This is a genomic window from Clostridium sp. HCP1S3_C6 (assembly GCF_052066735.1).
Lineage (GTDB): Bacteria > Bacillota > Clostridia > Clostridiales > Clostridiaceae > Clostridium.
The window spans coordinates 84041-100812 of the sequence record NZ_JBQHRN010000002.1; the positions used below are offsets into that span (position 1 = coordinate 84041).

Sequence of the window (16772 nt, forward strand, 5' to 3'; positions counted from 1 at the left end):
TTATTATATATATTCTTTTTAAATATAAAAGAAGCCTCAATATATGTCAATATTTTATATCTATGTTTTATTATTACTTTTTACCTTTACTAACTACTTGGAATTCTAACAAAAAGATTATTTACAAAATACTCTTTATATCCATTTAATGCTCTGTAATTTCCCCTAATAGCTTCAAAAATATAATCAACATTAACCATTCCATAGCCCCAATATTCATTAGGATATTCATCTCCTGTTCTTGTTTTAGCACCACGAATTATATATGCAAGAATATCATCCACATAAATATTAGGATTATTTCCATTTACTATAGCCCATTCTAAAATCATTGCACATACTCCTGCCAAAACAGCTACGGAAACAGAAGAACCACTTGCAGTACCTGTAACTCCTCCAGGCTTAGTAATTTTTGCATTTATTCCCCCTGCTGCAATATCAGGTTTTATTCTATTATCCCATGTAAACCCTCTTCCTGAAGATCCTACAATAGAATTATTGTTTTGATCATAATATGCAACAGAAATACCTTTTCTTGTGGTAGCATTATCTGATAATGTTATACTTTGGCTTGATTCTAAAAAATTGGTACCTTCACACAAAAGTTTTGATTGTGGAAGCCATGAGGAATATTCTCCATCTACAATAAATTCCCCATGTAAGGTAAATTTCCATATTCCAGGCTTTAAACCAATAGCTCTTATTAAAATAGCTTGGCACCCATTTTTTTCATTTGAAAGAATATACTTAACTGACATTAATGTTTTTTCAAATACAAATCTTATATTTCTTTCCTCTCCAACTTTTATAGGTATTTTACTTATACGTTCTCCTGTTGGTGAAGAAATTTCTATGGCCATTACGCTAGGCTTCTTTACCCATATAAAAAATGCTAATGAATTCTGATTATTACCTACTCTTATTTCTATAACATCAGTATCCTTAGCCTTCTCTATTCTTCCCTCCTTATGAGTCTCTTTATTTCCTTCATTTCCAACACCAGTTACTATTACGTTTCCTAATACATCTACATACCTGTCAATAACTTGACATATTAAACTAGTTCCATCATGAGCACCTCCATTAGTTTCAAGAGGAATAACTATAACAATTGGCTTTTTTTCCCTTGAATTAATATTTACAAAATATACCATAGCCGATATTATACTAACTTCACTAAATGCAAGTACATTTTCCTTTGTAACACCAGAAACTTCTAACCTATCTTTACCTTCTGGTCTTAATTTAACTACTGCAATATAAGAATCAGGAGCAATTCCCCTTACTTCCTTGTTATACCCCTTTGCTGCAGCAACAGATGCAACCATAGTTCCATGTCCATTGTAATCTCTGCTTGCAACTACTTCATAAGGATCTTTTCCTTCATTATTTGCCCTTATAGCATCATTTATCTCATTACTATTAAACTCTCTTCCAATATTTAATCCCACTACAGGTTCAATATTTTCAAGTGTTTGATCCCAAATAGATATTATTCTTGTAGTTCCGTCTTCATTTTGAAATTCCTTATTTAAATAATCTATCCCCGTATCCATTATGCCAATTATTACTCCCTTTCCTCTTAAATCAAGAAGCTTTCCATTTTGATATGATATGGCTTCACTTGCCTGCAGGGGACTTGTTTCCGACAAAGTAAGCAGAGATTCAACTTCATCAAAAATTAATTTTTTTACATTTCTTCTTACCTCTTCAAGTTTATTAAAAGGCATATATACAATTCCATAAGTATTGCTTATTAAAATAGCTGAAACCCCTGGAATTTTATTAATTTCATTTACTTGAGAAACAGAACTAAATTCAAATGCAGCATCTACTATTTCATTTGAATTATTAATTACACCTTTTATATATTCATCAAAATTTGAATAATTATTTGTATCTATTATTCTCCTATCATTTCTGTATACATTTCCTAATGTAATGCCTAAGGAGTCTATAAGATTTTCCATAGAATTATAAAGACAAAGTTCTCCATATCCCCATGAATTATTAGGATATTCTAAATCCCTTCTTTCTCTTCTTGAAGAAATAATCATATAATATTTTAATCTTTCCCCATAAAGATATGGATCATTTCCATTTACTATTCCCCATTCCATCATTAATGCACATGCTCCAGATACGTGAGGTGTTGCCATAGATGTTCCTGTTTTTCTATCATAAGAATTATCTGGTATAGGTCCAATAATCCCCTGTCCTGGTGCAACTATATCTGGCTTTATATTACTTTCTTTTAAATCAAAAATACCTCTTCCACTAAAAGAAGATATCCCTCTTGTTTTATAATCATAGCTTCCTACTGAAATAACATTATATACTGTTGCCGGAATTCCTAGAGTATTTGAAATTGTAGGCTTTAAAAATTTTGTACTCTTGTTTAATCCTTCTGCTGTTGGAAGCCACATATCATATATACCTCTATACTCATTTAATATATTTATTTCAATTGTCCAAAGTCCTGATAATATTTCTTTGCCACTATTATTTAATGATATTCCAATTTCTCCCGTTAAATCAAAAGGTTTAGGTCCAGAATTGTATATTTGATATTTATTACCAGATACTACCCCTTCTGTATATCCTTCTTTAACCTCTATACTTCCTGTAGATTTACCCGTTGGTGTTATTATATTAATAGATATTATTGGCAGTATAGATTTATATAAATTAATTACAACATTAAATTCTCCTTTAGAAATTTCAAATTTCACATTTGTATTATTTTCAAGGTTACCTCCTATATGATTAGATGTATCACCTTCATTCCCAGCAGCTGCAACAATTGTTAATCTATTTAGATCTGCTATTGTACTAACATACTTTTCTAAAATACTTTTTCCATCATGTGCTCCATCATTTGTACTTAAACTCATATTAATTACAAGGGGCATGTTTAATTCAACAGACTTATCTACTAAAAATTTAATTCCTCTCATAATATTAGTACTTAAAGAATAATAACCTCTGCTACTTTTAACCATAATTATAGATGCTTTAGGGGCTACACCATAATAATCTATGTTAATATTTCCACCTGCTGCAGCTATACCTGCTACATGAGTTCCATGACCAGTAGTATCATAAACAGGGACAATACTATAAGGATCACTGTTTTTTAATGCCATGTTTATATCATTTTCTGTATACACTTTTTGTTCATTTATACTTAAATCATATATATATTTTACTCTTGTATCTCCATTAAAATCCAAAAAGGCAGGATGAGTATAATCAATACCAGAATCAATAAAGCCTATTATAACGCCCCTTCCTTCAGTATTAAAAGTATTTCTTGACTTTATAATACAAGCAGCTTCATTACTTTCATAATCACTAAAATAAAATGACTTAGGAAATTCTATATATTGAATAGAAGACTCCATTGCTAATTGAGTAATTTTAGATGTATCTACTGTAATTATTGCAAAATTATATCCTAAATCTTCAAATTTTCCTTTAAGATTATTAACAGCTTCTTCTGCTTTCTGTTTATTAGAATAAATAACTACAATTTCTAACGTATCTCCTAAGCTTGATGTACTAGTCATGGATATATTAAGCTTTGTCAAAACTTCTTTAGGTATATTTGTAAGAAGACTTCCTATATTTTCAGCTATAATTATCATTCCTTAAAAATTGCTTTTATAGTATATGAATAAAAACTAGTTTCTGTGTATAATTTTATAAATAAAAAAAAGGTGGATATTCCACATACACTTATAATATCAGAGGTCTAAATTAGAAACAATATTAAGTAAACTAAAGATTTTTATGTTTTTTTGTGCAACTGCACATTTAATTATTTTTCAATTTACTTTCCTGTAATGATTTATATGCTACTAATTCAACTGCAGAAATTATGAACAAAAATCCTACTATGTCAATTATCTTAAAACTAGTTTTTAGAATAAAAAAGGCTAATATGGCGCTGCAAATTGGTTCTACAGTAACAAATAAGCTTGCTCTTATATTACCCAAAATTTCAACTCCTCTTCCATATATGCAAAAGGGAACCAATGTACCAAATACAGCTATTAACAAAAATATAACACTTGAATTCATATTAATTGTTACCTTTTGTGCATATGCATTAGTTACAATTAACAAAACTACTCCTCCTACTATAAATGCCCATCCCATAGTTTCTAGCAGTCCAATTTTCTTATAGATCTTTTTAGGATACATAGTATAAAATACAAAACAACAGGCAGAAATTAACCCCCAAAAAAGTGCACTTGGTGAAATTGTTAATGAATTCAATTTGCCATGTGTTGCAATTAATACTACTCCTAAAAATGCCATAATAATCGCAACAATTTCATATGGGTTAGGGCTTTTTTTAGCTAGTACAGATGTACAAACTAATACTAATATAGGATAAGTATATTGTAATACAGTTGCAGTAGCTGCATTAGCTGCATTTACTGCAGCAAAATAAGTATATTGCACAGACATAAGTCCAAAAATAGATAACATCTCTCCTAAAACTCCACTTAACCCCCACATAGCACCACATAATAACACTATTATCATTCCTAATTTTTCCTTAGAATTCATAGATACACCTCCTTAAGCAATATATGAAAAAAGGCACACACATAAATGCGTACCATCTCTCATTAACATTTTTTATTTTTACAACTTTAAATAGATATTTTTTAAATCCTCTTTTGTTAGATCTTTAATAGTATTGCCAGGACTTCCACTAGCTATTGCATCATTTACCATCTTATCAATAACACTATTAAATTTTGTCATATTTACTCCATACTCCTTTAATGTAGGTATTTCGCATACAACACATAATTTTTCTAGTGCAATTAAAAATTCCTTTGCAGCTTCCTTATCACTCATTGTATCATCTGCTACATCGATAGTTCTTGCTATATCTGCAAACTTATCGTAACATCCATCTAATGCATATTTCAAACATTCAACAATAAGCATTGCATTAGATATTCCATGAGGCACATGGAATAATGCTCCTATTGGTCTGCTCATTCCATGAACTAATGTAACTGATGCATTATTTATACATACTCCAGCTTCAAATGCGGCAATAGCCATTTGCTCTCTTGCTTTTTCATTGCTACCATCATTATATACAAGCGGCAAATTTTTAAATATCCTCTTAATAGCAGATATGGCATATACATCTGTTAATGCATTTGCTTTTCTTGAAGTATAACTCTCTACTGCATGAGTTAATGCATCCATTCCAGTAGCTGCAGTAATACTTTTAGGTGCTGTTAAAGATAACTTATAATCTATTACTGCTAAATCTGGCAATAAATCTTCACCCTTTAATAGCATTTTTACATCTTTTTCTGTATCTGTAATTACTGTAAATTTAGTTGTTTCTGACCCTGTCCCTGCTGTAGAAGGAATTAATACTAATGGTGGAAAATCTCCCTTTATTTCTTTTCCCATATAATCAGATATCTTGCCACTTAAAACACTCATTGCAGCTATAGCCTTAGCACTATCAAGGGGACTTCCTCCACCAATACCAATACAAAAATCGCAATTGGTATCCTTATATACCTTAACACCCTCTTCAATCATTTTATCTGTAGGTTCTCCTATTATTTCATTGTACACTTGAAACTCCAGTCCTGCATTTTTCAATAAATCTGTAAACATAGCAATAGTTCCATTTTTAGTCATTACCTTACCACATACTACTAAAGCTTTTGTACCATAATCTTTCATTATGTTAACACTATCTAATAATGCATCCTTGCCCATTATTGTTCTTTTAGGTACTGTAAATTGATATGACATATTTATATCCCCTCCTTACTTAATTATATTACTACCATTAAATAAACTCTTTATCAACTACTGCTAATACTTCTTCTAACTTAACAAGCTCTTCTAATAATTGCTCTTCTGTTATTATTAATGGTGGAGATACAAAAATCATATTTTCATGTGAGTATGTCATAAATCCTTTAGCCTTTAACATCCCTATTATTTTACCCATTATTCCTTCAGGATCTTTTCCATATGGAACTAAAGCTTCTTTTGTTTTCTTATCTTTAACTAATTCTACTGCTGAGAAAAGTCCTATAGAACGAACATCACCAACACATTTAAATTCTTCTTTAAATTCTTCTAATTTTTTCTTTAATACTGCTCCTACTTTATTTACATTTTCAAGAATATTAGCTTCTTTATAATAATTAACACATGCTACACCAGCTGCACAAGCTAATGGATGCCCACTATATGTTAAACCACATGATAAAAGATGATCATCAAAATATGCTGCTATTTCTTTACTTACAACACATCCTCCAAGTTGAACATAACCACAAGTTACACCTTTAGCAAAGGTAACAATATCTGGTTTTACATCAAAATTTTCAAAGGCAAACATTTTACCAGTTCTACCCCAGCCAGCCATTACTTCATCACAAATCATCATTATTCCAAATTCATCACAAATTTTTCTTACACCAGGCAAATAATTTTTAGGTGGAATGTAAACATTCTAGCCATTTTTATTGCATTTTCATTAGCATCTGCACCTGCATTTGTAAAAAATACTTTTCCCATATTATCTGGCATAAGGTCTATAATCATTTTTGCAAGCTTTGCTCTAGGCTCTGTAGCATAACTAGGTGCTATAAAACAATATTTATCTACTTGCTCCTTAATTGCATCTGCTATTTTTTTATTTCCAAACCCTACATTTAAGTTTACTAATTGTGAGCACATATCAGTATATCGATTTCCATCATAATCCCACATATATATTCCATCTGCTTTTTCAATAGGAATAGGATTTAATCCCTTTTGTTTACTCCATGATTGTAAATTATACTTTAATGACATTTCTTTAATTTCTGCTCCATTCATAACACTTTATCTCCTTTCATTAACAATAGAAAAAGAGCCACATTAAAATATATAGCTCCTTTGCTATCTCTTTACTATTTATTTTATGAGATAATTATAGCATTATTTTTTATATGTAAATTTTTCAAATGCCTAATTTTAATTGTGCTTATGCACAAATCATAATATGTTTTTAATATAAGTACATAACAAGAAACTTAATTTAACTTCTAAATCTCCAAGATCTTTTCCTGTTATTTTTTTTATCTTATTAATCTGATAATTAACAGTATTTCTATGTACAAACATTGCTTCAGCTACAGCTTGTACGCTTCCATTGTTTTCTAAGTATTTTTTTATAAATTCAATCATAGATGTATTATTTTCTTTATCATATTTTTCTATTGGTTCTAATATATCCTTATAAAAATCATTTAATACATTACTTGCCTTTGCTTCAAGAAGTATTTTATATATGCCTATTTCATCATAATAAATAACATTTTTATCTGTTTTGTTACCTAATTTAACTACCTCTATGGTCTTTTTAAATTCCTTACTAATATCACCTAAATTTATTTTTAATGAACCTACACCAATTACATAATCTTCATATTCAAATATCATATCTTTAAATATACTTACAATATTTTTTTCGATATTTTCATTATTTACTATCTTTCTACAGAAATCTCTCGTAACTTCTTCTATTCTTACTTCCCAAGGCATTGTAAAAATAGGCACTGATTTTTCATTACAATAATCAATTACATCTTTAGTTACTTCATGTATATGAGGACCTATATTAACAATTATTGCAGATACATCACACTTATATAACATCTTTACAAAATCTAATAATGAATGTCCATTATCACATGCAATACCAGTTGTTAATATTATTTCATTGCCTCCTAAAAAACTATTCATATTATATTCTTCTACAACATGAACCCATTGCACGATATTTTTTAATCCTTTTTCTCCTGCAATTAATTTCATATTATATAAATTTTGCGAATCTTTAATAACTTTTTCTAATACTATACTCATATTTTTTGTCGCACAAGGCGACTGCCTCCTTTTTATTCTTGGCTAACATATATATAATCAAATATACAATTTATAAAATATTAATACAATATAATATTAAAAAAACTAAAAAAGCCAGCATATGCTGACTTTTTCATTACAAATTAAACTCTACAGACTCAAGTTTTGCAATAATTTTAATGCTATGGATATCTGTTGTTTCAGTTTGAACACTATTTTCATTTTTTATAAGAAGTATTTTGCTACCACCTAAAGATTTTACTTGTCTTATCACTCTTTTACCTTCAAATTCTATTAAGTATATTCCAGATGTACCTATAAGCTCTTTCATTAAATGACCAAAAGCAATATCATCTTTCATGATTCTAAAGCCTGCCATTTCATTATCTTGTACTTTTATATATAATACTTTATCTGCTGGATACCCACATACCTTGTTAGAATATACAGGTAAATCTTTTTTACCAAAAACATTCTTAAGATTATAATCATATATATTTATAGTTTTTAAAACTGATGAAAAGGCTTCTGTCCATACTTCAGATGTTTCTCCTAATATTCTTGCTTGCTTCTTAGATTTTAAACTTTCCTTATTTGCCTTTACTTCTTGCTTTCTTTCCTCCATTAAGGCTTCATCAGTTACTACCATATTTATATCATTTAAATCAACCTTAAGTATTTTTGCAGCTCTATCTATAAAACTTTCTTGAGCTACTTTTCTGCCTAGTTCAACTTCATTTATATATTTTTCAGCAACTCCAAGCTTTTTAGCTAATGCTTTTTGAGTAAGTCCTGCTTTTTCTCTTGCACTCTTTATCTTTTCCCCTACTCTACTCACTTTTGTCCTCTCCCTTATTAATTTATTCTTACTATTTCTGCATATTTTTAAACCATTCACGTTCTTCTATTAAATGATTTATTAAATATTCAAATGACCATTCTCTTGAAGTTTCAGTTACAACTGCAAGAATGCCGCCTTTTACAAATTTTCTAATTTCTTTTATACTTTTTTGAAGTTTGTTATCTTCATAATTATTAAATAATATCACCTTTTCTGAAATATTAAAATTACTTGGTTCACTAGACTTTAATCCACTTAAAATATCTTTTATTTTTATGTTTAACATTTCTTTTGTAATAATTATAAATTTAATTTTTCTTTTAGTAAGCTCTATTATTTCAGCATTCTCCAATCCATAAACTAGAATGCACTTATTATTTTTCAAGTAATCACTCCTAAAAATTATTACATTGTTTCTGGTTCGTTATAATTTTCACCAAAAGTTTCAACTTCCATTGTTTTTATAACTTGATCTTCATATGGTTTATCATTATAATCAGTTTTTGTATTTACAATTTCATCAGCAACTTCCATACCTTCTATTATTTTTCCAAATGATGCATATTGATCATCTAAATGAGGAGCATCTGCCACCATTATAAAGAACTGGCTTCCAGCTGAATTAGGCATCATAGTTCTTGCCATTGATAATACACCTCTTGTATGTTTTAATTCATTTTTAAATCCATTTCTAGAAAATTCACCTTTAATAGAATATCCAGGGCCACCCATTCCAGTTCCATCAGGACATCCTCCTTGAATCATAAATCCTGGAATTACTCTATGAAATATTATTCCATCATAGAATTTTTTATTTATTAAACTTATAAAATTATTTACTGTATTTGGAGCTACCTCAGGGTAAAGCTCTGCTTTCATTGTTTTACCATTTTCCATTGTTATAGTTACTATTGGGTTTTTCATTTTTTTAATCCACCTTTCATGTACAATAAATTATATTTATTATTATGATTTTAACAAAATTACTTAGAAAACAAAAGTCTATTAGATATATCCATAATTTCTTTAGTATTTAATGAATTATAAATTTTTACGCTACCTTTTTCTTTTGATTCACTTAAAAGCCCTGCTACGGATAATCTTCTTTTTATTTCCCTGCATGTTCCCATGCCACCATCTATTATAGGAATATCTTCTCCTACTATTTTACTTAATGTATCTTTAATAAATGGATAATGTGTACATCCTAAGACAATTGATGCTATATCATTTTTATTATATTGTGCAAATTTTTCTTTTAAATACTCTACTGTTTCTTTTCCATTAATATTACCTGCTTCTACAAATTCCATAAGTCCAGCACAAGGCATAGGAATGATTTCTGCTTCATCTTTATATAAATCTAATAGTTTATGAAATTTTTCAAGCTTAAGTGTAACTGGTGTGGCCATTATAATTATTTTACCAGGTCTTTTTAGTTTAACTGCTGGCTTAACTGCCGGTTCTATCCCCACAATAGGTATTTTAGGATATGTTACTCTAAGGGCTGCCACAGCTGCGCTAGTAGCCGTATTACATGCTATTACAAGCCCCTTTGCTCCTTTACTTAATAAAAATTCTACTGCTTCATATGTAAGAGCTTTAACTTCTTTAAAATCTTTTACTCCATATGGCGCATTTTTTGAATCTCCAAAGTATATATAATTTTCATTTGGCATGATCTTTAAAGCTTCCTTTAATACACTAAGACCACCTACGCCTGAATCAAAAAAGCCTATAGGCATATTTTTTTTGTCCAAAATACCTCAACTCCACTCCCAATTAAAAGTTTATTTATATAAGTTTTACTGAATATATTTGTATAATAATCATTTTATTACTTTATACATAAAAAATCTAGCATATATAAATTTAAACCATATTATTACAATTTAGAACAATTTTCATAAAAATATGTACACTATTACTTTCTCAATGAATAGTATATTACTATGTTTATAAATTATTTTTTAATTAAGAAGTTATTAATAATATGGGAAAAAACAAAGATATAATACCTAATGAAATTGATACCCCTAAAATAGCATCTTCCTGCCCTACTGATTGCACAAGCGAAATAAGTAGAATCGTTAATTTTTGCTGTAATAATTCAGTATGAAATACTACAGTAACTTTTAATACTACAACACAAGACAGTTGTGCTAATAGTGCTACAAGCTTCTTAAAAATTTCAGGTTACTTCACATTACCATCTTGTCTAGCATAAAAACTTAAATTTAATAATAAAAAACTCCCCTTAAGCAGATTTAATTACCTGCCTAAGGGGAAATTCTTATAACTTATGCAGCTGTATTCCATTTTCTTGCAATTCTTTTAGATTCCTTATCAATATTAACAGCCTTATTTGCTGCTGCAAGAGAAATTGCAACAATTCTACTTTTAATATTTTTACTACTCTCTTTTCTCATAAACTCATTTCTCCTTTTATAAATACATTTTATTTTCGTTATGATATTAGTATAGCTTGAGTAGTAATACTTCTAAATATCTTTTAAATTATACTTTAATTTAATTATGATTTTTTTTATTTAAAATTTAGTTTAAAAATTTTAAAAGTAATTTAAAAATATAATTAGAATAATTTACACTAAAGAATTATTAAAATCATATATTTTAGCAGTTTCCCCCTTATTATTAATCTGTACCTAAATTATACTTATAAATATAACAGATAAATAATATGTTATTGAAAAAATATTAAATTGATATATTATTGACAGTTTAAGTTCAATAATATAGAATTTTTGGTGTGTTATATTAATTATTTAAAGGAAAGGATGTGAGCAAATTCTGCTAAATTATTTAGTAGAATTACCATTATGATTAAAGATTTGATTTATACAATCGACAAAGATAAACATCAAAGCGAAGACATAAAAGCTATATTAAAAAATCATCCTGAAATAAAATTTGTATCTTGCATTGGTATAGATTTATCAGGAAATGCTACAGATGAAAAAATCCCTGTAAAAGCATTTATAGATGATATAGATACATTTTTACATGGTGTAGCTGTTCAAACAGATGGATCATCTGTTGTGTTACCAAAAATAGCAACATTAAACAATGCTAAAGTAGATATGGTAGCAGATTTAAATTGCAAATGGTTTATTGATTACAATTATGACTTCATTGATGAAGATACTAATAAACCTATAGGAACTCTTAGAATTCCTTGTTTCTTATATCATGATGGTGTACCTGTTGATTCAAGACATATTCTTTCTTCAGCAGTAGACACATTCAAACAAGAATTAAATAATATTTTTGATACTAAACCTGAAGTATTAAAAGCTTATGGAATATCAAAAGATGATATAGAAAAGATAGTTATAACTTCTGCTACAGAACTTGAATTCTGGGTTAAAACACCTAACGATCAAGCTGAAATAGAAGAATTATCAACATCTCAAGAACTACATGAACATTATTGGACTAGAACTAAAGGTTCTGTAAGAACTGCCTTAGAAGAAACTCTACTTCTTTTAGAAGCTTATGGCTACGAACCTGAAATGGGTCATAAAGAAGTTGGTGGTGTAAGAGCTAAATTAGATTCTACTGGAGAATTTAATCATATAATGGAACAACTTGAAGTAGACTGGAGATTTGATGAAGCAGTTCAAAGCGCAGATAATGAATTATTTGCAAAAATATTAGTTAAAGAAACCTTCAGAAAAAGAGGTCTTGATGTTACATTTATGGCTAAACCTATAGATGGTGTTGCAGGTTCTGGAATGCATGTACATTTAGGTGTAAGTTTAAAATTAAAAAATGGAAAGAGAATAAACTTATTCCATGCAACAAAGGATGATTTCTTAAGTATATGCGGATATGGAGCTGTAATGGGACTTCTTAAAAACTACGAAATTATGAATCCATTTATATCATCAACTACTAATGCTTTAAAGAGATTAAAACCTGGATTTGAAGCTCCTATATGTACAGTTACTTCTCTTGGTTTAAGTCCATCAAACCCATCTAGAAATAGATCTGTTCTTGTTGGTTTAATAAGAGATTTAAAAAATCCAGCTGCTACAAGATTTGAACTTCGTTCACCAAATCCACATAGTAATGTATATATAACTATGGCAGTTTCATATATGGCAATGCTTGATGGAATTGTTTATGCAACAAATAGTGGTAAAGATGAAGCTGCTCTTTTATCTGAACTTTCAAAGAAGTCTGGAGAAGAAGCTGATTATTTAGAAAAGAATCGTGCTTACAGAAGTGAAGAAGATGTTTTCGAACATTATACTGAATCTGAAAGAAATACTTACTTTGGTAAAGCCCCAGCAACAGTATATGAAAACTTAACTGCAATAAACAAATATCCAGAAAAGCTTACAATATTAAAAAGAAATTCTGTTATGACTGACAAAATAATTGAAAGTTATAAAACAGGGGCACTTGAAAGATGGGCAACTGATATAGAACATAGAATCCTTACAAAATATATAGATGAAGTAAGAACATTTAGACCTCTTCATTCTAATTCAAAGGCACTTGATCTTGATGTATCAAATTGGATGAAAATAGACGATTTAAGACATTATATAGTTAAAGATACTTATAATTCAAAATCTTTAGCTACACGTCTTAAAAACGCTTTCCATGCAGAAGATTATGAACAAGCATCAAGACTTTATATAGAACTTGATGAAAAAATGGAAAAGCTTAGAGCTTTATATGATGAATATAAAAAGAATTTATTAGACATATAATTATAAAAAACTGCTTTAGAAGATACTATCTTCTAAAGCAGTTTTTATCTATATTAAATTTCACTTATATTGAATACTTCTAAATCCTTATTATTTTCAAGGCCTTCTTCTTTTACATCTACTATAGCTCTGAATGTATCAAGCGCAGTTATAACACCTATATTTCTTTCTACAGCAGCTCTTCTTATATAGAATCCATCTCTCTTAGAATCATTTGCTTTTGAAGGAGTATTAACTACAAGTTCTACTTCCTTATTCTTAACTATATCTAAAATATTTGGATTTTCTTCTTCACGCTTTCTTACTACTTCTGCCTTTATTCCTTCTGTTGCTAATAATTCAGCAGTTCCCTTTGTTGCTACAAATTGATATCCAAGTTTTGCAAGTCTAGCTGCTATTGGCAAGAATTCTTTCTTATTATGCTTATCTATAGTTGCAAGTATTTTTCCTTTACCTGGTAACATCTTAGCAGCTATGAATCCTTTATATAGTGCTTCATTTAAAGTTCTACCTACACCTAAAACTTCTCCTGTAGATCTCATTTCAGGTCCAAGAGATACTTCAACATTTGGAAGTTTTTGAGTTGAGAATACTGGTACCTTAACTGCAACAACATCATCAGGTTCTTTATATATATCTACTCCATATCCTAAATCCTTAAGTTTTGATCCAAGCATTACCTTAGTTGCTAAATCAACTATTGGAACTCCGCTTACTTTACTTATATATGGTACTGTTCTTGATGCTCTAGGGTTAACTTCTATTACATAAAGTTGTTTTTCATATTCAATAAATTGAATATTTATCATTCCCTTAATTCCTATTTCAAGAGCAAGTTTCTTAGTATATTCTAATACCTTATCCTTAATTTCCTTACATATATGTTGACTTGGGTACATTGTAACACTATCACCAGAGTGAACCCCTGCTCTTTCTAAGTGTTCCATAATACCTGGTATTAATACATCTTCACCATCAGAAATTGCATCTACCTCTATTTCTCTACCCATTAAGTACTTATCTATAAGAATTGGATTTTTCTTATCCTTCTTAAATGCATTTTCAAGATAAAATGTTAATTCTTCCTCATCATGAGTTATTTCCATACCTTGACCACCAATTACATATGAAGGTCTAACAAGTACTGGGAATTTTAATCTTTCAGCTTCTTCTAATCCTTCTTCTACAGACCAGATACCTTTTCCCTTTGGTCTTGAAATCCCAAGTTTTTCAAGCAACTCATCAAATTTTTCTCTATCTTCTGCCATATCAATTTGTTCAGCAGTAGTACCAAGTGTTGGAATATTCTTTTCTTTTAAGAAATTTGCAAGCTTAATTGCTGTTTGACCACCAAATTGAAGAATTACTCCATCTGGATTTTCTTTTTCAATTATATTTAATACATCTTCTTCTGTTAATGGTTCAAAATATAACTTATCAGAAATATTGAAGTCTGTACTTACTGTTTCTGGGTTATTATTTACTATTATAGTTTCAATACCAAGTCTCTTAAGTGCAAGAACACAATGAACTGATGCATAATCAAATTCAATACCTTGACCTATTCTTATTGGTCCAGAACCTATAACTACAACCTTTTTATTATTAGAAACTTCAACTTCATCATATTCTTCATATGTTGAATAATAATATGGTGATAAAGCTTCAAATTCCCCTGCACATGTATCAACCATCTTATAAGTAGGTTTAATGTTCCAAATTTCTCTTAATCTATTTATATCTTCAGGGCAAACTCTAAGCATATCTGCTAATGCTTTATCTGAAAATCCTTTTTTCTTTAATAAATGTAACCAGTCTCTATCTAAATCTTCTACTGTACTTAATTTTAATCTTTGTTCTTCATCTACAATCCATTTTATTTTATTTATGAAGAATTTATCTATGCCTGTTATTTCAGCTACCTTTTCAACTCTGTAATCTCTTCTAAGCATTTCTGCTAAAGCAAATAATCTTTCATCATCTGGTGCAACTACTATTTCCTTTAATTCCTTCATGCTATATTCCTTATATTTTTTATGATCTAAAGAATACTTTCCAATTTCAAGACTTCTAATACCCTTTAGTAATGCTTGCTCAAAGTTAGCACCAATTGCCATTACTTCTCCTGTTGCCATCATCTTAGTTCCAAGTTCTCTATCTGCACCAAAGAATTTATCAAATGGCCACTTAGGTATTTTACATACTACATAGTCAAGTGCAGGTTCAAAGCATGCATATGTCTTTTGAGTAACTGCATTTTTAATTTCATCTAATCTATATCCAAGAGATATCTTAGCTGCAAGTTTAGCTATTGGATATCCTGTTGCTTTTGAAGCTAATGCTGAACTTCTTGAAACTCTAGGATTTATTTCAATAACAGCATATTGGAATGAATCTGGATTTAATGCAAATTGAACATTGCATCCACCTTCTATTCCTACTGCATTAATTATGTTAATTGATGCAGTTCTTAACATTTGATATTCTTTATCTGATAAAGTTTGAGATGGTGCTACTACTATACTATCTCCTGTATGTATACCAACTGGATCTATGTTTTCCATGTTACATACTGTAATACAGTTGCCAGCTGAATCTCTCATTACTTCGTATTCTACTTCTTTCCAACCTTTAACTGATTTTTCAAGTAAAACTTGACCTATTGAACTTAATTGAAGACCTGATGCTAATATTTCTCTTAATTCTTTTTCATTATCAGCGATTCCTCCACCAGTTCCACCTAGTGTATAAGCTGGTCTAACTATTACTGGATATCCTATCTTGCTTGCATATGCAACTCCAGCTTCAAGATCAGTAATAATATCTGATTCTATAACAGGCTCATTGATTCTATTCATCATATCTCTGAATAGTTCTCTATCTTCACCCTCTTTAATTGATTCTATTGAAGTACCAATTACTTTTACATTATATTTATCTAAGATTCCTTTATCATAAAGTTCAACTGCAAGATTAAGTCCTGTTTGGCCACCCATTCCTGCAAGTAGACTATCTGGTCTTTCTCTCTTTATTACTTTTTCTACAAATTCTAATGTTAATGGTTCTAAATAAATTTTATCTGCTATTTCTTTATCAGTCATAATAGTAGCAGGATTTGAATTTATAAGTACAACTTCAATTCCTTCTTCTTTAAGTGCTTGACATGCTTGAGTTCCTGAATAATCAAACTCTGCTGCCTGACCTATAACTATAGGTCCTGATCCTATAACTAAAACCTTTTTTATATCATTTCTTAATGGCATATTCTAAAA

12 protein-coding genes and 1 pseudogene are annotated in these 16772 nt (G+C 29.3%); 2 read left to right on the forward strand and 11 right to left on the reverse strand.

The genetic code is table 11. The features are described 5' to 3' along the window. Nucleotides 1-89 precede the first annotated feature (89 nt). The 9 genes and pseudogenes from ACTNAO_RS01445 to murI form a co-directional block, all read right to left on the reverse strand. Complete coding sequence (locus ACTNAO_RS01445; RefSeq protein WP_441025462.1) at nucleotides 90-3647, reverse strand: S8 family serine peptidase; 3558 nt, start codon at nucleotides 3645-3647, stop codon at nucleotides 90-92. 169 nt (nucleotides 3648-3816) lie between these two features. Beyond that, on the reverse strand, nucleotides 3817-4578 hold the full coding sequence (locus tag ACTNAO_RS01450; protein WP_441025459.1) for a DMT family transporter: 762 nt from the start codon (nucleotides 4576-4578) through the stop codon (nucleotides 3817-3819). A gap of 78 nt (nucleotides 4579-4656) precedes the next feature. Then, nucleotides 4657-5805, reverse strand: a complete 1149-nt coding sequence (locus tag ACTNAO_RS01455; RefSeq protein WP_441025456.1) for an iron-containing alcohol dehydrogenase — start codon at nucleotides 5803-5805, stop codon at nucleotides 4657-4659. Nucleotides 5806-5842: 37 nt separating this feature from the next. Beyond that, nucleotides 5843-6885, reverse strand: a pseudogene (locus tag ACTNAO_RS01460) (aminotransferase class III-fold pyridoxal phosphate-dependent enzyme). Between the two features lie 159 nt (nucleotides 6886-7044). After that, complete coding sequence (locus ACTNAO_RS01465; protein WP_441025453.1) at nucleotides 7045-7917, reverse strand: PucR family transcriptional regulator; 873 nt, start codon at nucleotides 7915-7917, stop codon at nucleotides 7045-7047. 136 nt (nucleotides 7918-8053) lie between these two features. Beyond that, entirely contained in the window at nucleotides 8054-8755 is a 702-nt protein-coding gene (locus ACTNAO_RS01470) for a helix-turn-helix domain-containing protein (RefSeq protein ID WP_441025450.1), read from the reverse strand. Nucleotides 8756-8786: 31 nt separating this feature from the next. Beyond that, nucleotides 8787-9143, reverse strand: a complete 357-nt coding sequence (locus ACTNAO_RS01475; RefSeq protein WP_441025448.1) for a DUF3783 domain-containing protein — start codon at nucleotides 9141-9143, stop codon at nucleotides 8787-8789. Between the two features lie 20 nt (nucleotides 9144-9163). After that, the gene (locus ACTNAO_RS01480) at nucleotides 9164-9682 is read right to left on the reverse strand and encodes a peptidylprolyl isomerase (protein ID WP_441025445.1); all 519 of its coding nucleotides are present in this window, start codon (nucleotides 9680-9682) and stop codon (nucleotides 9164-9166) included. Nucleotides 9683-9741: 59 nt separating this feature from the next. Then, nucleotides 9742-10518 carry a glutamate racemase gene (murI, locus tag ACTNAO_RS01485; RefSeq protein ID WP_441025442.1) on the reverse strand — a complete coding sequence of 259 codons (777 nt, stop codon included), beginning with the start codon at nucleotides 10516-10518 and terminating at the stop codon, nucleotides 9742-9744. A gap of 233 nt (nucleotides 10519-10751) precedes the next feature. Here murI and ACTNAO_RS01490 point away from each other — a divergent pair, with 233 nt between their 5' ends. After that, nucleotides 10752-10877, forward strand: coding sequence for a hypothetical protein (locus ACTNAO_RS01490; RefSeq protein WP_441025439.1), 126 nt, complete (start codon nucleotides 10752-10754; stop codon nucleotides 10875-10877). Nucleotides 10878-11058: 181 nt separating this feature from the next. Here ACTNAO_RS01490 and ACTNAO_RS01495 read toward each other — a convergent pair whose 3' ends face one another. Then, entirely contained in the window at nucleotides 11059-11187 is a 129-nt protein-coding gene (locus ACTNAO_RS01495) for a hypothetical protein (protein WP_441025437.1), read from the reverse strand. Between the two features lie 411 nt (nucleotides 11188-11598). Here ACTNAO_RS01495 and ACTNAO_RS01500 point away from each other — a divergent pair, with 411 nt between their 5' ends. Beyond that, on the forward strand, nucleotides 11599-13500 hold the full coding sequence (locus ACTNAO_RS01500; RefSeq protein ID WP_441025434.1) for a glutamine synthetase: 1902 nt from the start codon (nucleotides 11599-11601) through the stop codon (nucleotides 13498-13500). A 53-nt stretch (nucleotides 13501-13553) separates the two neighbouring features. Here the strand turns inward: ACTNAO_RS01500 and carB are convergent, their stop codons facing one another. Then, a complete protein-coding gene (gene carB / locus ACTNAO_RS01505; protein ID WP_441025432.1) occupies nucleotides 13554-16763 on the reverse strand; it encodes a carbamoyl-phosphate synthase large subunit in 3210 nt (1069 codons plus the stop codon). Nucleotides 16764-16772 lie beyond the last annotated feature (9 nt).

Bases quoted from the DNA above. Each gene is read 5' to 3' on its own strand.
- ACTNAO_RS01445 (WP_441025462.1), bottom strand. From the start codon at position 3,647: ATGATAATTATAGCTGAAAATATAGGAAGTCTTCTTACAAATATACCT.
- ACTNAO_RS01450 (WP_441025459.1), bottom strand. From the start codon at position 4,578: ATGAATTCTAAGGAAAAATTAGGAATGATAATAGTGTTATTATGTGGT.
- ACTNAO_RS01455 (WP_441025456.1), bottom strand. From the start codon at position 5,805: ATGTCATATCAATTTACAGTACCTAAAAGAACAATAATGGGCAAGGAT.
- ACTNAO_RS01465 (WP_441025453.1), bottom strand. From the start codon at position 7,917: ATGAGTATAGTATTAGAAAAAGTTATTAAAGATTCGCAAAATTTATAT.
- ACTNAO_RS01480 (WP_441025445.1), bottom strand. From the start codon at position 9,682: ATGAAAAACCCAATAGTAACTATAACAATGGAAAATGGTAAAACAATG.
- ACTNAO_RS01490 (WP_441025439.1), top strand. From the start codon at position 10,752: ATGGGAAAAAACAAAGATATAATACCTAATGAAATTGATACCCCTAAA.
- ACTNAO_RS01495 (WP_441025437.1), bottom strand. From the start codon at position 11,187: ATGAGAAAAGAGAGTAGTAAAAATATTAAAAGTAGAATTGTTGCAATT.
- ACTNAO_RS01500 (WP_441025434.1), top strand. From the start codon at position 11,599: ATGATTAAAGATTTGATTTATACAATCGACAAAGATAAACATCAAAGC.
- carB (WP_441025432.1), bottom strand. From the start codon at position 16,763: ATGCCATTAAGAAATGATATAAAAAAGGTTTTAGTTATAGGATCAGGA.